General features: G+C 63.3%; 15 protein-coding genes. 3 read left to right on the top strand and 12 right to left on the bottom strand.

The features are described 5' to 3' along the window. Positions 1-154 precede the first annotated feature (154 nt). The 12 genes from ACP69S_RS19275 to ACP69S_RS19330 all read right to left on the bottom strand — a co-directional run bounded on the left by ACP69S_RS19275 (position 155) and on the right by ACP69S_RS19330 (position 14,598). Complete coding sequence (locus ACP69S_RS19275; RefSeq protein WP_426000003.1) at positions 155-916, bottom strand: SDR family NAD(P)-dependent oxidoreductase; 762 nt, start codon at positions 914-916, stop codon at positions 155-157. Between the two features lie 18 nt (positions 917-934). Then, complete coding sequence (locus tag ACP69S_RS19280) at positions 935-1,348, bottom strand: nuclear transport factor 2 family protein (protein ID WP_426000005.1); 414 nt, start codon at positions 1,346-1,348, stop codon at positions 935-937. Then, on the bottom strand, positions 1,345-3,024 hold the full coding sequence (locus ACP69S_RS19285; protein WP_426000007.1) for a class I adenylate-forming enzyme family protein: 1,680 nt from the start codon (positions 3,022-3,024) through the stop codon (positions 1,345-1,347). The genes ACP69S_RS19280 and ACP69S_RS19285 overlap by 4 nt, the downstream gene beginning before the upstream one ends. A 20-nt stretch (positions 3,025-3,044) precedes the next feature. Beyond that, a complete protein-coding gene (locus ACP69S_RS19290) occupies positions 3,045-4,235 on the bottom strand; it encodes an FAS1-like dehydratase domain-containing protein (protein WP_426000008.1) in 1,191 nt (396 codons plus the stop codon). A gap of 14 nt (positions 4,236-4,249) precedes the next feature. Further along, the gene (locus ACP69S_RS19295; protein WP_426000010.1) at positions 4,250-5,233 is read right to left on the bottom strand and encodes an MDR family oxidoreductase; all 984 of its coding nucleotides are present in this window, start codon (positions 5,231-5,233) and stop codon (positions 4,250-4,252) included. Positions 5,234-5,397: 164 nt separating this feature from the next. Further along, positions 5,398-6,090, bottom strand: a complete 693-nt coding sequence (locus tag ACP69S_RS19300) for a TetR/AcrR family transcriptional regulator (RefSeq protein WP_426000012.1) — start codon at positions 6,088-6,090, stop codon at positions 5,398-5,400. 277 nt (positions 6,091-6,367) lie between these two features. Beyond that, the gene (locus ACP69S_RS19305) at positions 6,368-8,797 is read right to left on the bottom strand and encodes a TonB-dependent receptor (RefSeq protein WP_426000013.1); all 2,430 of its coding nucleotides are present in this window, start codon (positions 8,795-8,797) and stop codon (positions 6,368-6,370) included. Positions 8,798-9,025: 228 nt separating this feature from the next. Further along, positions 9,026-11,275, bottom strand: coding sequence for a TonB-dependent receptor (locus ACP69S_RS19310; RefSeq protein ID WP_426000014.1), 2,250 nt, complete (start codon positions 11,273-11,275; stop codon positions 9,026-9,028). 258 nt (positions 11,276-11,533) lie between these two features. Next, a complete protein-coding gene (locus tag ACP69S_RS19315) occupies positions 11,534-11,911 on the bottom strand; it encodes a VOC family protein (RefSeq protein WP_426000016.1) in 378 nt (125 codons plus the stop codon). An 84-nt stretch (positions 11,912-11,995) separates the two neighbouring features. Beyond that, a complete protein-coding gene (locus ACP69S_RS19320) occupies positions 11,996-12,463 on the bottom strand; it encodes a VOC family protein (RefSeq protein ID WP_426000018.1) in 468 nt (155 codons plus the stop codon). A 3-nt stretch (positions 12,464-12,466) separates the two neighbouring features. Further along, complete coding sequence (locus ACP69S_RS19325) at positions 12,467-13,618, bottom strand: sulfotransferase family protein (RefSeq protein ID WP_426000020.1); 1,152 nt, start codon at positions 13,616-13,618, stop codon at positions 12,467-12,469. A 110-nt stretch (positions 13,619-13,728) separates the two neighbouring features. Next, the gene (locus ACP69S_RS19330) at positions 13,729-14,598 is read right to left on the bottom strand and encodes a helix-turn-helix transcriptional regulator (protein ID WP_426000022.1); all 870 of its coding nucleotides are present in this window, start codon (positions 14,596-14,598) and stop codon (positions 13,729-13,731) included. Between the two features lie 159 nt (positions 14,599-14,757). Here ACP69S_RS19330 and ACP69S_RS19335 point away from each other — a divergent pair, with 159 nt between their 5' ends. From ACP69S_RS19335 to ACP69S_RS19345, 3 genes are read left to right on the top strand one after another with little or no spacing between them, the layout of a single operon-like run. After that, on the top strand, positions 14,758-15,540 hold the full coding sequence (locus ACP69S_RS19335; RefSeq protein ID WP_426000024.1) for an SDR family NAD(P)-dependent oxidoreductase: 783 nt from the start codon (positions 14,758-14,760) through the stop codon (positions 15,538-15,540). A gap of 14 nt (positions 15,541-15,554) precedes the next feature. Then, positions 15,555-16,568 carry a zinc-dependent alcohol dehydrogenase gene (locus ACP69S_RS19340; RefSeq protein ID WP_426000026.1) on the top strand — a complete coding sequence of 338 codons (1,014 nt, stop codon included), beginning with the start codon at positions 15,555-15,557 and terminating at the stop codon, positions 16,566-16,568. Next, a complete protein-coding gene (locus tag ACP69S_RS19345) occupies positions 16,565-17,905 on the top strand; it encodes an alkyl sulfatase dimerization domain-containing protein (RefSeq protein ID WP_426000027.1) in 1,341 nt (446 codons plus the stop codon). Before ACP69S_RS19340 ends, ACP69S_RS19345 begins: the two co-directional genes overlap by 4 nt. Positions 17,906-17,907 lie beyond the last annotated feature (2 nt).

Raw genomic sequence — 17,907 nt, forward strand, 5'->3', positions numbered from 1 at the left:
CTCCATCATCCCCTCAGCAGGGGCGCCCACGATGCCGTGGAATCCGTGCCCACCATCGCGTGGAAATCGTGCCCATGATGCCGTGGAATACGCGCCCACGATGCCGTGGAATGCGCAGCAACGGCCAGCCAGTCGGCGAAATCCGGCGCGGAGGTCATATCCGGAAACCGCGCATCTGATTGCCGCCGTCGCAGAGGATGACCTGATTGTTGATGAAGCTGCCTTCTTCGGAGGCGAGGAAAACACCAAGATTGGCGATGTCCTCGGCCGTGCCCTGACGCTTGACCGACTGCATGCCCTTGAGACGCTCCCAGTTGTCGTCCGCCACGCCGCCGCGCGCCGCTTCGGTCTGCATCAGACCTGGCGCGATCCCGACGCAGCGGATCTCGTCGACGCCGAACTGCATCGCCATGGCGTGCGTGAAGACGTTGAGCGACGCCTTGGTGATCCCATAGGCGGTCGCCGGGTTGTAGCTGGCCATAGAGGACTTGTTGATGATCAGTCCCTTGGCCTTGGCGAGCGCTGGACGCAGCGCCTCGGCCAGCAACATCGGCCCGATGGTGTTGACCGCGAAGAAATGCTGCCACTTGGCCTGGCCCAGCCCGAAGAAGCCGCGCGAGATTTCACCCGCATGCAGACCAGCGTTGTTGATCAGCACATCGAGCCGCTCGTGCGTAGCCAGGATCTCTCGGCCGAAAGCCTCGATCTCGGCCTCCATCGCCACGTCGAGACGATGGGTCGATGCGCTGCCGCCGACCTCTTCGACCAAACGCTTGCTCTCGGCCAGCCCGGCCTCGTTGAGGTCGGCCAGGATCAGGTGCGCGCCCTCGCGAGCGAAGGCCAGGGCATAGGCGCGGCCCAGCCCGCCAGCAGAGCCCGTCACCAGTACGGACTTGCCTGAAAAACGCTTGGTCATGCTCTGGATCCTTGCTGGCTAGGTCAGCCGCGTGAAGGTGACGCGCGCGATCCGCCAGCCTTCGGGCGTCAGGCGAAACTCGTCGGAATAGCGCCCCCTGACGAGATCCACCTCTCCAGTTTCACGGCGCTTGAGGTGGGCCATCACGGTCCAGTCGCCGGTGGCCGTTTCGCCAGCGATCTCGATCATCGGGGTATGGATCATGTGCAGGACCCATTCGGAGTTGCCCGCGATCGCCGTGCAGAGAAACCGGCCGAGCGCCTCGGCGCCGACCGTCGGCTCGAAGCCGTAGTCGGCTGCAACATCCGGCAGAAAGACCGAACCGAAGGCCCTCAATGCGCCATCGGGATCGCTTGCCGCGCTGTCGGCGACGGCGCAATAGCGCGCCTTCAGGTTCTGAATGGCCAGGACATGGTCGGCCAGCGCCGTCACGCCTCGAGCTCCAGCCGCTTCACGACCGACGCCTTCAGGTCGGCGGTCTTGATCTTGGCGCTGCCGGTCAGTTGCACTTCCTCTTCAGTGAAGAACAGAACCCGGCGCGGCACCTTGTAGCTGGCCAGTTCTTCCTTCGCGAAGGCGCGCACGCGTTCCTCATCCAGAGTCGCCCCGGCGTGCGGAACGATACAGGCAACAACCAACTCGCCCAGCGTATCGTGAGGCACGCCGACGGTCTGGGTCACCTTGACCCCCGGGCACTGCTTCAGGATCGTGTCGATCTCAATGGGCGAGACATTGGCGCCGCCCGTCTTGATGATGTCGTTGAGACGACCTTCCCAGTACAGACGCCCGGCTTGATCGACATAACCACCGTCACCCGTGCGGAAGAACCCTTCGGCGTCCAGTGTCTCGTCGAGCGGCGTGCCGATATAGCCCAGCATCAGTGTTGGGCCCTTGACGGCGATCTCGCCGCGCTCGCCCATCGGCACGATCACGCCGGTCAGCGGATCGACAATCTTGAACACGCCGCCCGGCTGAGGCTTGCCGCTGCTGCCCGCGATCTCCTTGTCCGAGGTGCCCGACGGATAGATCGCACTGATCGTGAAGGTCTCGGTATTGCCGTAGGCCGCCATCGGCTCGCGCCAGGTGGTCTTGACCGTCGGGTGACGGCCCAGCGGCGTCCTGGCGTCGACATATTTGAGCGCGGACAGATCGACGTCGTTCCAGTTCGACGCCGCCTCTAGCTGGGCCCATTGGTGAGGCCATGCGACGGCCATGGTCGCCTTTTCCGCCTGCATCAGCGCCAGCGCTTCCTCGGCCTGGAACGTGGGCTGGAGGACAAGGGCGCCGCCGCCCGACAGGGCGCCGCCGATCGCCATGCCGAAATTGCCAGACCAGAAGAAGCCATTGGCCGACCAGATCCGCACATCGTCGCCGGCAGCGTAATAGCGCCTCCAACGCCACAGCTGGAGCGTCACGCCACGGTGTGCACTCAGAATGCCCTTGGGCTTGGCGGTCGATCCTGACGAGAAGAACAGCACGCCATGATCGGCCGGAGTCACGGCTGCCGCCGTTGCGGTCACGAGGTCATGGGACACCGCCTGGCCGCGCGCCAGGAATGTTTGCCAATCCTCGATCGCTCCCTCGCCGCCCCCGACCGCCGCGATGTGGCGCAGGAACGGAAATTTCGGCGCGGCAAGGCCGCCGGGCTCGGCCGAGGCGATGGACGGCTCGAGCGCCGTCACCATCTCGGCAAAGTCCTTCTTCAGGACATGACGCTCCAGCAGCAGGACCGAGCAGCCCGCGGATTGAAGCAGATGCTCCAGTTCAGCGGCCGTCGAAAAGGTGCTGAGCGTGGTGGCCACGCAGCCCGCCAATGCGGCGCCGAACACGGCTGAGAGAAACTCTGGCCGGTTGGTCATCAACACGCCGACGCGCGTCCCCTTGCCTGCGCCACAGGCCAGCAGCGACCGTGCGACCGCATTCGCCTGATCCCACAGATCGTCATAGGTCCAGCGGATCGCGCCGCCGGCCTCGTGCAGGACCAGCGCCTCGCGCGGGCCAAAGCGCTCGGTGACATCGCGGAGCCAGCCCCCCAACGTCAGAGCGCCCAGGCCCTCCTCTTCGGAAAGAGGAGGACCCGAGATGATCGAAAGCGGCCGATCGGTCATGTGTTACCTGCCTTCGCCGCTTATTTAAGCGGCAGCTCGACGTCGGCGGTCGACTTCACCAGCACCATGCCGTCCTGGTTGGCGAGGGTCAGCACCACGCGCACCAGGGGCATGCCCCATTCAGTAACGTCCCGCTTCTCGACCACTTCAGCGTCGAAATAGGTGACGTCGCCCTCGAAGGAAGGACCGCGGAAGTCGGACTTGATCCAGCGGACAAAGCCTTCGTGTCCGGCCCAGAAGGCCAGATAGTCGGTCGCCCAAGCCTGCATGGTGGCACCGTAGCCGTAGGACCGGCTCATGCCGACCTCGCCAGCCTTCTGGTCGTCGACGTGACCACGGGACGGGCCGAGGTACAGGCCATCACGTTTGCGCGGATCGATGAACGCGCCTTCCTCGTCGAACCCGAAGCCTTCGGCCCAGCCAGGATCCTGATAGACCCAGGGATCCTTGACGCCCTCCGGCGCGACCCACTCGAAACTGCCCCAGATGTTGAACAGGAAGGCGCGATACTCCGTCGCGAAGCTGGCCTTGGTGTGCGGGCCAATCACGCGGCGCGTCAGCTTGTCGCCGACCTGGACTTCTTCATAGCGTGGCGAGACGCCCTCTCGGTTGGACATCAGCCAGTCGAAGCGGATCTTGTCGACGACGGCCATTTCGTCCGCCGACCAGCCCTTCAGCTCGCCGATCATCGAATCGTACATGCCGCGCTTTTCGGCCTCTTCCTTGAGGTAGCGAATGGCGGTCGAACGCGATTTGGCGACCAGCGAGCCGTCTTGCTTGTAGTGCATCGTGTCGCCGCGCGCGAACATGGTGGGGCCGGCGAACTTGGTGTCGGCGACCTTGTAATCGTGGAAGCGACGCTCCTGGGTCAGGTGGTCGCCCGGCCGGATACGCGAGCCGTAGTACCACCATTCCTCGCCACCGAAGATGAGGTGGGAGTCCTTGATGTAACCGACGCAAGCCGGCGCGCAGCCGTGGCCGTAGTCCATGGCGACCGCGATCGATTGCGGCGCGACAAGGCCGCCGAACTTGGTGTTGACGGCGAAGGTCGGGTCCCAATGGATCGGGTTGGGATAGTCCATCGCCATCACCCAGCGACGCAGGTCGCTCGGGGCCAGCGGATCGCGGATCTGACCGCCGCCGATCAGGATGCCAACGCGGGGCTCGACGTCCGAGAGGTCCATAGTGACCTGAGTTTCAGTATCAGACATTTTCTCAGCCTCTCTTAGCGGTTCACATCGACGAGGACGCGGCCGCGCACCTTGCCGTCGAGCAGGTCGGCGGCGGTGGCGATGGCCTCGCCAAGGCCGATTTCTGTCGCGATCACATCCAGCAACGACGGATCGAGGTCGCGCGCCAGGCGCTCCCACGCGACGAGGCGCGAGGCCTTGGGCGCCATCACGCTATCGACGCCCAGCAGGCGAACGCCGCGCAGGATGAAGGGCATGACGGTTGCGGGGAAGTCTGCGCCCTGGGCCAGGCCACACGCCGCCACAGCACCGCCATAGCGGGTCTGGGCGCAGGCATTGGCCAGGGTCGCGCTGCCGACCGAGTCGACAACGCCGGCCCAACGCTCCTTCTGCAGCGGCTTGCCGGGCGTGGAGAGTTCGTTGCGGTCGATGATCGAGTCAGCGCCCAACTGCTTCAGATAGTCGGCCTCCGACGCCTTGCCAGTAGAGCCCACGACGGTGAAGCCCGCCTTCTTCAGAAGCGCCACCGCAACGCTGCCGACGCCACCGGTTGCGCCCGTCACCAACACTTCGCCCTGCTCCGGCGAAACGCCAGCCTTGATCAGCGCCTCGACACAGAGCGCGGCAGTGTAGCCGGCCGTACCGATGGCCATCGCCTGTTTGGACGAGAAGGCCGAGGGCAGCGGCACAAGCCAGTCGCCCTTCAGACGAGCAACCTGAGCAAGACCACCCCAATGGGTTTCACCCACGCCCCAGCCGTTCAGAACAACCTTGTCGCCAGCCTTCCAGTCGGGGTGTTGCGACTCACGCACCGTGCCGGCGAGGTCGATGCCCGGCGCCATCGGGAACTTGCGCACGACCGGCGAGCGGCCCGTGATGGCAAGGCCGTCCTTGTAGTTGAGGGTCGAGAAAGCGACGTCGATCGTGACATCGCCCTCGGGCAGTTGGCTCTCGTCGACCTGCGACACGGCCACCGTTTGGCCCGCCTCGGTCTTGTCGATCAAAATGGCTGAAAACATCGTGCTTCACCTCGGGTCTTGCATGGCCACGACCTCCTTGCGAGGCGCGGCGCCTTGCCCTGGCTGGAGGGCCAAAGTTGCAAATTCTCAGGTTCGACACTTCCTATTATCGCCTGCCCCGGTCACCCAAAATCATGGACGGCGAGCGATTCATCGCCCCCCCGCTACGCGGCGCGGATAGGACGATCCTTTCCCTGACCGCCTGGTTGAGGGGCGGGAAATTCGGCGACGATCTCGGGAAACTTTTCCTCCCGCATGGTTCCGTAAAGCGAAAGTCGGACACTTTCCCTCGCGAAACGACGGGCTAGCGCGCGTCGTTCATCTTCGCTCTTTTCATGCGACTTGGCCCATACCGGCCACAGGAAATTGCCCGCCAGCAACATGAGCGAAAAGACCTCGCTATCAATACCGGGCTTGGCCATGTCGGTCTGGGCGAAGCGGCGGAACGAACCGGAATATTCTCGCCAGAACGGGTCCTGTGCAGGCTCGTCCGAGGCGAGCAACTGCAAGAACCAGATGCGACACAGTACGGGATTGTCGACCGCGAAATCCGAGAGCGTGGTCGTCAACCGCATGACATCGACTTCTTCGACGCGACGGCGCTTTGCGGTTTCGTGATCGCCAAAGGCGGCATGAAACAGTTGGTCCGAGACCGACTTCGTCGTCGCCAGCACCAGATCGTCGCGCGTCTGGAAATGCTGGTAGGCCGTGCCACGATTGATGCCCGCCAGGTTTGCGACCGCCGAAACACTGATCCCTTCAAGCCCATCCTTGGCCAGGAGCGCGCGAGCCGCTGTCAGGATCACTTCACGCGTGCCGACAGGATCACGGGGGCGGCGCGTCCGGACCTTCGTCATGCGATGTCCTCGTTACTCGAAAAGTAGCCAACGGTCAGGGACATACACTTCTATTCAAGGACCCGATAACGCAAGTGTTTCGGATTGAAACCAAAGCAGCGGATGGCTGGTAGCCACCCGCTGCCTGGATATTCATGCCTGCTTTGAAAATAAAAAGCGTCCCCTAGAGCCCTTTCCGACCTGATGGCTTCATCAGGGTCGTGCGAAAAGGGCTCTAAATCAGCAGTTTAGAGCATTTCTCGATCCGATAACCGTTTCACACTTATCGGAAAATGCTCTAGCGCGAACCGAAGGCCACCCGGAGATTGACGCCGAACTCACGAGGCGTCGTCGTAGTGATGCCCGTATAGGTGCTCGTCGTCGTCACGGCGGAGGGGCGACCGGTGATGGTAGGAACGCCACCAATGATCGCGCCCGGCAGTTGTTGGTACGTGGTCGACAACGGGTTGCCACGGGTCAGGACCTTGTTCTCATCGAGCACGTTCTTGCCGTAGAAAGACAGGTCCCACTTACCGTCGGCGTCACGAATACCGGCGAAGATGTTGAGCAGGCCATAGGCGTCGACGTCGTCGAACTGGCTGGTCGGATCGCCCTTGGACTCGGCGCTGTAATTATACAGACCGCGAGCATAGCCTTCGAGCTTGTCGGAGATCGGCAGGCGGTACTCGGACTGAACGGTCGCGCTGAACGGCGCCTGGAACGACGAGTTCTGCGACAGCTCGCAGCTTCCCACGTTGTTGGCGCCAACCGCGGCTTGCAGCTGCGTCAGCGAAGGCGCCGACGTGACGGAGTCCGGCTTTCCATCGCTGTTCAGGTCGTTGCAGGGGACGGTGCCGTTCTTGATCCGGCCGTGGGAATAGCTGGCGACAAGGCCAACGTTCCACTGCGGAGTGACTTCAAGGGCGACTTCGCCTTCCACACCATAGACCGTGACCGGTACGGCCGCGACGAAGTTGAACTCCGCCACCTGTTGGGCCGTGCCGCCCGCGCCGTTGGAGACGGTGTTGACGTAATAGACGCCGTTGGGAGCGCGATAAGGATAGTTGGCGAACTTCTGGTGGTAGCCGCTGACGTTAAACCGCGCGCGACCGTCCAGAAGCGTTGTCTTGAGACCCGCTTCATAGGACTTGGACGTTTCCGACGGAAGGTTGAGGAACGACTTCTCCCGAGCCGACTGCGCGAGGCTGAAGTTACCGACCGCGCTTATACCCGGACGGTAGGACGACCCGGTGTTGGCGTAGATCATCACATCGCGCGACAGCGAGTGCTGGACCGAGGCGGTATAGATCCACTTCTTGTCGGCGTGAGTGTCGCGCGCCGTCAGCACGCCGCCAACCAGGAGTTCGCCCACGTCGCTGTAGTCGATGTGTCGCAGACCACCCGAAACGTGCGTGTTGTCGCCGAAGTGTGCGGTCAGATTACCGAAGAAGGCCTTTTCGCGCGAGCTACCACCGCGGCCGATCTTGGTTTGAACCACCTGGGCGACGCCGCCGCCAAACGCCAGCGGCAAACGCACGACCGTCGGCCGGTTCAGCGTCGTCGGCGTGAGGTTCTTGTTGTCGAAGTAACCGATCGCGTAGTCGAACATGTCGAGCACACGTTCCTGGTTCTGCAGCCGGATTTCGTGCGACGTCGATTCAATGTTGGACGCCGTATACTGATAGGTGTTGGTGGTCGGGAAAAGGTTGGCCGGATCCTGGCTCTCGTCCGAGCGGATAGCCTGCGTGTAGTTTTGGCCCTGATAGATCAGCTGTTGTCCCGAGATCGAGATTTCTGCGCGCCAGTTATAGATGTTGTATTTCTGAGTGATGATCCGCGGGTTCGTCTGGAACGAGCGCTGGTCGTCGGCGCGGATCAGGGTCGGGCTGGCGGGCGCGGTTGCGTTGACGACATTGAAAGACTCGACCTGATTGAAGTTCCTCAGGTCGCGGTCAATGCGCTGATACATGCCCTCCAGGCGAAGCCATTCCGCCGGAGTCACCAGCGCGCTGAAACGGCTGCTCTGGGTCTTGCTCCTGGGCTCGAGCTTATTGCCGAGCGAGCGCACGCGGTTGGCTTCGTTCTCATCAAAGAGGCCGGCGACGCGAATCGCCGCGATGCCTTCGATGAGCGGGATGTTGACGGCGGCGTTGAGGTTGGTCGTCCCGATATCGCTGCCGGTGAGACTGGCATTGCCGCCGTAACGGTAAAGGTCAGGTTTCTTGGTCGTGACTGTGATCGAGCCCGAAGGCGAGGCGCGGCCGCGCAGGGTGCCTTGCGGTCCGCGCAGAACTTCGATCTGACCCACGTCATACATCTGCTGCAGCACGACACCGGCGGTGATCGGCGCATCGTTCAGATAGAATTCGACGGTGGGGTTGTTGCCGCTGGCGTTGATGTCGAAATTGACGCCGCGAACCTGGGCGTTGCCGCCGGTGCCGTTGGCGTTGCTGCTCAGCGTCAGGCCGGGGACCAAGGTCTGGACTTCGGTGAACTCGCGAATGTTCAGCTTCTGGACGGTGTCGGCGGTCACGGCGTTTACGACGGCCGGAACGTCCTGGATGCTTTCGTCGCGGCGGCGGGCCGTGACGATGATCTCGGTCAGGCTGGCGACTGGCGCTTCCTCGGCGGCAGGGGCGGTTTGCGCCAACGCCGACATCGGGACCAGCGGCGCCATCAGCGCCAGTAGACTCACGCCCCTCAAGGCATTGGCGTAGATTGACTTCACGGTGTGTCCTCCCCTTCTGGACCCGTCAGGCGACATCGCTTATGCAATGCTGCGCCCGCAGGCATTATTTCCGCCATCCTCACGTCTGACGTCACGTAAGCAAAGGCCTGCTTGTCCGAGCCGCGGCAGATATCGCCGCTGCGATTGCGCGCCGCGCGCCGCTTGCTAGACCGATGGCTCGAAGCGCTCCAGCGCTGCGCTGGCAGCCTTTGGGCGCATTGGGTCGCATCAGAATTTTGCCCCCACCGACACACCCCAGGTCGTCGGCGAGTTCCAAACCGCTCCTATGCCCAAAGTGTTGGAAAGCACCTGGGCGCGGTGGCGCTTGTCTGTGACATTGTTGCCAAACACTGCGACCGAATAACAGTCGGACGGGTCCACCCACTGTGCTCGCAGCGTTAGAACTTCATAGCCACTCTGTTCGAACTGCTTGGATGAATCGAAATAGAACTTCGATGTGTAGTAGAGATTGCTCGATAAGGTCAGCTTACCGTCGGCAACCGGCGTGGAGTATTTCACGCCCAGATTCCCCGTGAAATCGGGTGCTCGTTGCATCTGGTAACCGCTCGAATCGTTCACTGTCTGGGTGAGCGATCCCGGTCCGATCGCGCCGCAGGCCAGGGCGATGATGGCGCCGGTTGGGTCGCAATAGCTGTAGTACGGAGCCTGCTCGAACGAGCGATAGCGCGCATGGGTATAGGCCCAGCCGACATTGATATCGAGTGCGTCCGAAACCTTGTAGCGCGCCGATCCTTCGAGGCCGTAGATGCGCGATTGGGCGGCGTTGGTGATGACCGCCGCTCCGCTCTGGAAGCTCGAAACCTGCAGGTTTCGGTAGAAATAATAGTAGCCGGAGAGATCGAACGACAGGCGCTCGCCGTCGTACTTGTAGCCGGTTTCCAGGGCGTCGATGTCTTCGGGCTTGATCGGAACCAGCGACTGGCCGCCGACATTGAGGATCCCCGCTTTGTAGCTTCGGCTGTAGGAAGCATAGACGCTCGACGTGTCCGAAGGCTTGTAGCGAACCACGACCCGCGGCGTGAACCGGTTGGTCTTGAAGTCCGGAACCTGCACTCTGGATTGGGCGATCGGGATGTTGAAATAGGCGTCCTTGACTTCGTCATGGCCGTAGCGCCCGCCCGCCGTGACGAACAGTTTCGGCGAAATCTCGTAGGTCAGATCGAGGAAGCCCGCATAGGAGTAGGTCGTCGTGCTCGATCCGCCGAAGGTAAAATACGGCGGGGGGCCGAAGGCCGCGCTGATGATGTAGGTGTCGCGGTTCTTGAAATAGTAGAGGCCGGAGGTCCACTGCAGCGCCGGGCCGGGCTTCGATGTCAGCAGAAGCTCTTGCGTGACCGTCCGGTTCTCGATGCCGATATAGATATTGAAAAGATTGATCGCGGTCGCATCCAGATCCTGGAGATTGACGGCGGAGTCCGTGCGGTACTGGGTGTAAGAGGTCAGATTGGCGAAGCCGAGATCGGCCCTGACAGTACCCTGGAAAGTGTCGGATGTGTTGGTGAAGCCAACCGGAGCCGGTGGGTCGATCGCGACCTCGCCGGGCTTGGTCGCATAGGTCGAAGGCGGCGCGTAGAAATAGACGAGCTGGCGGTTGGCGGTGCTGTTGGAGCCATAGGCAGCCGTCGGCACGCGCGAGAGCATGCCGGAGCTACCGTCGCGATCAACATAGGCGTTGGCGAGCAACAGCGTGGGATCGTCGGCTTCTGAGTGGCCGTAGCGCAGCAGAACGGAAACGTCGTCCGAGACCTCGGCCTTGAGACCCGCGCGGATCGACCAGTTCTCGTAGGCGCCGACCTTCTTGTCGTCATTGATGACATTGCGGAAATAGCCGTCGCCTTTGCGAAGCTGGCCTTCCACGTCGAACGCGATCCGATCCGTCAGACCGACGGTGGCGTAGCCCTGATAGTTCTGGGCGTTGAAACGGCCATAGCTGGCCTTGAGCTCGCCTGCGGTCGTGGTGCTAGGATCGGCCGTCGTCACCAGGATGGCGCCGCCTGTCGTGTTGCGGCCAAACAGCGTGCCCTGCGGCCCCTTCAGCACCTGAATGCTTTTGACCTTGGTCAGATCGAACGCGGTCGACTCCGGGTTGGCGACGTAAAAGCCATCCACATAGATGCCGACATTGGGTCCGCCACCCGAGGTCGTAACCGCGGTGCCGACACCGCGAATGGTCGGCTGGGAGAAACTGCCCGCGCTGTCGAAGCGCAGGGCGGGGGTCAGGCGCGGGATGTCCGACAGCTGCTCCACATGGGCCGCCTCCAGCTGCGAGGCGCTGACGGTCGTTATGGAGATCGGAACGTCGCGGGCGCGTTCGTCGCGACGCTGCGCTGTCACGATGACTTCATTCACCGCAGTCCGAGTGTCGGCCGCCTGGGCCATCGCGACGCCGGGCGCGATGCCCAGCATGGCGGTAAGCGCGAAAACCGAAGTCATGGTTCGGCCGGAAAGAGCCTTCATTTTTCACTCCCCTAAGCGCATATATTATTATTTTTCAAGGCTTTGAGGCCAACGTTCAGGCGATTGCCCGCGCGCCGATCTGTCCCGGTTCGTGTCTGCTGACCCGACGCCGAAAGCTTCTCTTGGAATTACATTGCTGCGTAACGCGCACGGCGCCTACTCATGGGTAGGATCAGCCAAGCCTTCAGGCGCGTATATCGCCCCGGCGATTGAGGCCCGGTGGATGGCGGCGGCTCACAAAGGCCGCCGCCGAGAGCGTCAGGCCGGCCCCATGCGGAAAACCACCAGCTTGTTGCCGTCCAGATCGCGGAAATAGGCGCCGTAGAAGCCGTTGGGATCGGGGCCGCGGACGCCCGGCGCGCCTCCGCACTTGCCGCCCAGCTCGATGGCCTTGGCGTAGACCGCGTCGACAAGCGCTCGGCTCGGCGCGGCGAAACCCATCTGGCTGCCATTGCCCACCGAGGCCTCGCCCTCGAACGGTTTCCCGATCAGGAACATGCCGCCTTCCGCGCCCTTATAGGCGGCCATATCGGGCCGGTCATAGGCGAGAACCGCGCCCAGCAGTTGGGCGATCGGATCGTAGAAGGTTCGCGCTCGCGCCAGATCGCGAACGCCGTACCGGGCGGTGGTCAACATGTGCCTTCTCCTTGGGTTTCGATAAGATCTAGGCTGTCTCGGCGGCGGGCGGACCCGATCCATCGTTAGATCGGTCGTCGAAACTCACCGTCCGCCCATCGCGGCCCAGCGCTCGGGGACCATCCACACATATTCGGTGTAGTGGCCCAGCCACGAACGGGTATCGACGTACACGAACTCCAGCATGCACGGCGTGCCACCCTTCAGCACGATGGGGAAAGGCTGGGTCTCGACCCGGGCCATCAGGGCGTCAAAGTCGTCCACGACGTGGCAGACGTGATGGAAGGTCAGGCTGTCATCCGCCGGCAGGGCGTCCCGATAGAGGGCGAGAACATCGCCTTCCTTGGGCTCGATCAGCTCGTAATTCAGATCACCGACCCAAGCGAAGGCGAGCTTTTGCACACCCCTGCCCTCGCCCTGAGGCGTCCAGATCTGGACCGGAACCTCAAACTCCATAAGGGCTCGAAGGTCAGCATATTGCCTGAACCCGGCGACAGCCTTGTCGACGTCCCGCGTCACATACGCGTTCTGGTAGTGGCGGCCGGTGCTCACGGCCTAGCCCTCCCGAACGATGTCGTACTGCGAGAGATAGCGCTCGAAGCGCGGCGTCAGCTTTTCCACCGACAGGCCGTACTGCTCCAGGGCGTATTCGTGCTTGCCGAACTTGCCCTGGGGATTGTCGGCCAGCCAGGCCAGCATCGCCGCCTCGGCCTCGGCCGTTAGCGTGTCGCCCAGATCCGCATATAGCTTGCGGATCGCGCTCATCGGATCGCGGGTGATGTCGGCATAGTGGATGTCGACGATCCGGTCGTGGCCGAGCTTCTCGCGGGTGTCCATGATCCGGTCCAGGTGCAGTTGCGCCTGATAGGGGCAATCTTCCCCCAGCCATTCGTAGTCGATCTTGCCGGCGTAGCCCCGGTGGGCCATCGACAGGATGCTGCAGAACGAGCTGGTGGCGGTGAAAGGATCGCGGTGCGCCCACACCAGCCGCGCGTCGGGATAGATCGAAAGCAGGGTTTCCAGCCACAGGGCGTGGCTGGGCATCTTGAGGTTCCAGTTACCGGGCGCATCGGCCTGGAGCAGTTGCAGGAAGCGCTTGTGATACTTGTAGGTCGAGCTCATGTCGGTCGACAGCAACCAGTCGCGATAACCTGGCAGCTTGCCCCGTGCCTCATAGGCCAAGCCCTTGAAGTCATGCATCATGAAGAACATGCACTCGTTGGGATAAACTGCTGAATTACGATAATATTTTCCCATGTCCGGATATGCGGCGAGCATTGCCTTTTCCTGAGCCAGCTTGGCGATGGCGCGCGGATCGGTCTTGAGCGTCGCCGTGGTCGGCGGGGGCACGGGCTCTTCGATTTCCCAGGTCAACGCTGAACGACGGGCCGGGTCGCAGGCCAGCAGATTGCTGAGCAAGGTGGTGCCTGTGCGCGGCATGCCGAATACGAACAGCGGACGCTCGATGGGCCGGTCGAGCAGCCCCGGGCGCTGGGCCAGATAGTCAGTGGTCGCAAGCCGGTCGCTGAGCATCTGGACCAGATTGCCGCTCATCCGCTCCAACAGCGGCTCGGGATGCTCGCTGGAATTATAGTCGGCGAGGAGGACATCGAGCCCTTCGCGCCAGGAATTGGAATCAAACTGGTTGAAACCAGTTTTCTTCATGGCCTGTTCGACCAGCGCATCGGCAACGAGCGGCTTGCTCATGGCGTCCTCCCACATTCTATTTTGAGGGCATCATGAGGAGCGCGGCGGTGCGCGCCAACGCGGATACATGTCGCCATCCAGACGAACTATCGATGCCGGGCCATAAGGCCTCAGCTGAGCGTGCGCAAATGCCTCTGGCGGAAACGAAGCGGCGTCACGCCAATCGCCCGGCCGAAAGCGTAGGAGAAGCTTGAGGGGGACACGAAGCCGAGCGCGAAGGCGATCGACTTGACGCTGTCGTCTGACGCCAGCAGGCGCTTGGCCATCTCGATGCGCGTCAGGGCGATATGGTCTCCAACGGTACAACCGCGGCTGGACCGAAAACCGCGCGTCAGCTGGCGAACCGAGAGGTTGCAAAGGGTGGCCAGCTCTTCGAGCGTCGGCGGCGTTCCTCCCTTGTGAAGCCGCTCGTCAATGAGATGCAGCCGCCATGACGCCAGCCCTCCGGTGATGGGCCCCTCGGCAATGGCCTCGCAATAGCGCGCGACCTCGATGGCGAGTTGGCTGGCGACCAGCTCGGCCAGAGCCGCGCTGCCGGTGCCTCCGCGCCGCGCTTCCTCGGCCAGCCGTGAAAGACACGAGCGGATATGGGGGTGGACGATGTCCAGCCCGCCCGCCAGACGCCGGTCGGTCCATTCAAGGCCGCCAGGCAGCCACCGATCCACTGCTTCCTCGTGGATCTCGCAGACGATAGAGGCCTGATTGTCGCCAACCTCCGTACGGACGTGCAAGGCCTCGCCGGGCGGGACCAGAAAAATCTCGCCCAGTCTCTCGAAGCGGTGCGGACCCCAGCGCTCGGAATAGCAGCCCCTCGCCTTCTCCGGACGTGGAGTCAGGCACAGGTCGAGCCAATAGTGGTCCGTGCGCCGGAACATGTGGTTGGTCGGTTGGGCATTTGAAAACCGCATGATGCGCGCGTGCCCGTGAGGGATGGCCAGCTCCGCCTCGAAGACAGTCTCGGTATAGGTGTCGGACTTCACCAGCCTCACTCCCCGCCACGTCCCGCGCGTTCGCCTTTGGCCATCTGGCAGTAAAATGGCCTGCTGTCGATAGTCGGGCCAATTGCGGCCGGCGTCGGTCTGCTCAACATTCACCGATATTGATCGGCCCGGCGAACAAGGGCGCGACGGAGGAAACAGATGTCCAAGGGTCTTTTCGATTGTACCGGCAAGGTCACGCTGGTCACCGGCGGCAACAGCGGCATTGGCCTGGGCTTCGCCCGTGGCGTAGCCAAGGTCGGCGGCGACATCGTGATCTGGGCGCGCAACGCCGAACGCAACGCCGAAGCCGCTGAAGATCTATTGAAAGCCGGCGCCGGTCGCGTCCGCACCTATCAGGTCGACGTCACCTCCGAGGAACAGGTCATTGCCGGCTACGCCGAGTTGATCGCCGACATGGGCCGCCTCGACTGCGTGTTCGCCAATTCGGGTCGCTCGGCCAAGCAGCATTCCCTGCTCGATATGCCGACCGAGGAATGGCACGACCTGCTCAACCTGAACCTCCACGGCACCTTCTTCACGTTGCGCGAAGGCGCGCGGGCCATGGTCAAGCGCGCCGAGGCCGGCGAGCTGGGCGGCAGCCTGGTGGGCTGCGGCAGCCTGTCGATGTTCCAGGGCCTGGCCGGCCGCCAGAACTACGCCGCGTCCAAGGGCGCGCTGGGCGCGATCATCCGGGGCATGGCGGTCGAGTTCGGCAAGTACAAGATCCGCGCCAACACCATCGCGCCGGGCTTCATCGTTACCGGCATGATGGCCGGCGCCGAGCATGTGATCGACATGTTCTCGCAACGCACGCCGATCGGCCGGGCGGGCTATCCCGAGGACTTCGAAGGCATCGGCGCCTTCCTGGCCAGCGACGCCTCGTCGTTCGTGACCGGCGAGACCATCACGGTCGACGGCGGTTACATGGTCCGACCGATGTGACCGGGGCCACGACCATGCACCTCCTCAACATCCACGACGTCAATGATGTCCGGCTCGACGCCTACCAGCGGCCGGAACCGGGTCCCAGAGACGTCGTCGTCAAGATGAAGGCCTGCGGCATCTGCGGCAGCGACCTGTCGTATATCAAGAACGGCGGCATTCCGGGTCCTGGCAAGCTCACCGCCCTGGGCCATGAAGGCGCCGGCGAGATCATGATCGTCGGCTCCGAGGTCGAGGGGGTCGTGGTCGGCCAAGCCGTCATAATCAATCCGATGATGACCCCCAGCTACATTGGCAGCGGCGGCCCGGAGGGCGCCTTCACCGAGGAGCTGCTGGTGCGGGATGCACGGCTGGGCGACAGCCTGCTGCCGATCCCCGAGGGCATCCCCTACGACATCGCCGCCATGTGCGAGCCGCTCTCGGTAGCTCTGCACGGTATCAACCGCGCCGAGGCCAAGGCCGGCGACAAGGTCGTGATCTTCGGCTGCGGTCCGATTGGCTTGGGCATGGTGATGTGGGCCGTCGATCGGGGCTGCAAGGACGTGATCGCGCTGGATCTGGCCGAGGAGCGTCTTGAGCGCGCCCGCGCCCTGGGCGCTCACACGATCAATCCAGGACACGAGGACGTGGCCGCCCGGATCAAGGAAATCCATGGCGTGGAGCGTGTGTTCGGCCGTGAGAAGGCCGGCACCGACGCCTATATCGACGCCGCTGGCGCGCCCTCGATCCTTCATGACGTCGTCATGCTGGCCAAGACCCACGCGCGCCACGTCATCACCGCCGCCTATCTGAAGCCCATCGAGCTTCCAGCCGGCCCGATGCTGACTACCGAAATGACGATCACCACGGCGGTGGGCTATCCCACTGAAATGCCCGACGTAATCGCCGCCATGCCGCGCCTGCGCGACAAGATCGCCGCCCTGATCAGCCACACCTTGCCGTTCGACCGGGTGCTGGAAGGTCTCGACATCGCCGCCACGCCGCAATCGGCCAAGGTGATGATCGCTTTTGCGGAAACCAGCTCATGAGCGCCACCGACAAGAAGACGCCCCTCGGCGCGCTGGTGATGGCGGGACAGGGCCAGACCGAGGCCGAGGCGATCACCGACACAATCTTCATGGTCAAGGACATCTCCAACGCCTATCTGGTGACCACCAGCGACGGCGACCTGCTGGTTAACACCGGCTTCATCGGCAACGGCGAGCGCAACAAGGCGCTGTTCGCGCCGCATCGCACCGGCGCGCTGCGCCGGATCATCCTGACCCAGTCGCATGCCGACCACTACGGCGCCCTTCCCGAGCAGAAGGAAGACGCAACCCAGGTGATCGCCGGCGCTGGCTTCGTCGAGACGGCCGACTATTTCGACCGTCTGGCGCCGTTCCTCGGTCGCCGGTCGGGCAAGCTGTGGGCCTCGATGACCCGGCGCAGCGGGCCGCCCCCTGTGCCGCCCGTGGTGATGCCCGATCTGGAAGTGGCAGACGTCCACCGCTTCGAACAGGGCGGTCACCTGTTCGAGGTGGTCAAGACGCCGGGCGGCGAAACGCTTTGCGTGGTTTTCGTCTGGATGCCCGACGAACGCACCGTGTTCACCGGCAATCTGTTCGGCCCGGTCTGGCGCGCTATGCCCAACCTGGTCACGATCCGGGGCGACAAGCCGCGTCTGGTCCGCGCCTATCTAAAATCGGTGGAGGCCGTCCGCGCGCTCGAACCGGAGCTGGTGATAACCGGCCACGGCGAGCCGATCCGCGGCGCCGACAAGATCCGCGCCGATCTCGACATTATGCACGCCGCCGTTTCCTACCTGGAGCGCGAGACCATCGCGGGCATGAACGCCGGCAAGACCGTCGATGAGCTGATGGACACCATCGTTCTGCCGGACGACCTCGTGATCGGCGAATTCCACGGCAAGACCTCATGGGTCGTGCGGGCCATCTGGGAAGAAAATGCCGGCTGGTTCCACTTTGAGGATGGCACGACCGGGCTCTACGGCTCGCCGCGCTCGTCGGTAGACAAGGATCTCGTCGAACTGGCTGGCGGAGCCGCGCCGATAGCCGCCCGCGCTCGGGCGCTGGTGGAACAGAATGAGCCGTTGAAGGCGCTTCACCTGGTCGAAATCGCCTTGGCGGCCGACCCAGTAAACGCCGGCGCCCTGACGGTTCGAAAGGCCGCGCTGGAGCACTTGGCTGCCGCGAACCCGGGCTCGAACCTGAGCCAAACCATGTGGTTGAAAGCCGAGATCGCCGAGGTGGATACTCGCCTGGCGGCCAGCCAGGGCGCCTGGCGGATAGCCGGTCTATCCCGGCCCCAAGAAAGCATTGATTGCGGGCGGCCGCCCTTTCCGGTCGAACCGCCTGCGGAGAACTGACC

It is taken from the genome of Caulobacter sp. DWR1-3-2b1 (assembly GCF_049895765.1).
Taxonomy (GTDB): domain Bacteria; phylum Pseudomonadota; class Alphaproteobacteria; order Caulobacterales; family Caulobacteraceae; genus Caulobacter.

What these genes read in the sequence shown, in the direction of transcription:
- ACP69S_RS19275 (WP_426000003.1), bottom strand. Translation starts at nt 916, where the DNA reads ATGACCAAGCGTTTTTCAGGCAAGTCCGTACTGGTGACGGGCTCTGCT.
- ACP69S_RS19285 (WP_426000007.1), bottom strand. Translation starts at nt 3,024, where the DNA reads ATGACCGATCGGCCGCTTTCGATCATCTCGGGTCCTCCTCTTTCCGAA.
- ACP69S_RS19290 (WP_426000008.1), bottom strand. Translation starts at nt 4,235, where the DNA reads ATGTCTGATACTGAAACTCAGGTCACTATGGACCTCTCGGACGTCGAG.
- ACP69S_RS19295 (WP_426000010.1), bottom strand. Translation starts at nt 5,233, where the DNA reads ATGTTTTCAGCCATTTTGATCGACAAGACCGAGGCGGGCCAAACGGTG.
- ACP69S_RS19300 (WP_426000012.1), bottom strand. Translation starts at nt 6,090, where the DNA reads ATGACGAAGGTCCGGACGCGCCGCCCCCGTGATCCTGTCGGCACGCGT.
- ACP69S_RS19310 (WP_426000014.1), bottom strand. Translation starts at nt 11,275, where the DNA reads ATGAAGGCTCTTTCCGGCCGAACCATGACTTCGGTTTTCGCGCTTACC.
- ACP69S_RS19315 (WP_426000016.1), bottom strand. Translation starts at nt 11,911, where the DNA reads ATGTTGACCACCGCCCGGTACGGCGTTCGCGATCTGGCGCGAGCGCGA.
- ACP69S_RS19325 (WP_426000020.1), bottom strand. Translation starts at nt 13,618, where the DNA reads ATGAGCAAGCCGCTCGTTGCCGATGCGCTGGTCGAACAGGCCATGAAG.
- ACP69S_RS19335 (WP_426000024.1), top strand. Translation starts at nt 14,758, where the DNA reads ATGTCCAAGGGTCTTTTCGATTGTACCGGCAAGGTCACGCTGGTCACC.
- ACP69S_RS19340 (WP_426000026.1), top strand. Translation starts at nt 15,555, where the DNA reads ATGCACCTCCTCAACATCCACGACGTCAATGATGTCCGGCTCGACGCC.
- ACP69S_RS19345 (WP_426000027.1), top strand. Translation starts at nt 16,565, where the DNA reads ATGAGCGCCACCGACAAGAAGACGCCCCTCGGCGCGCTGGTGATGGCG.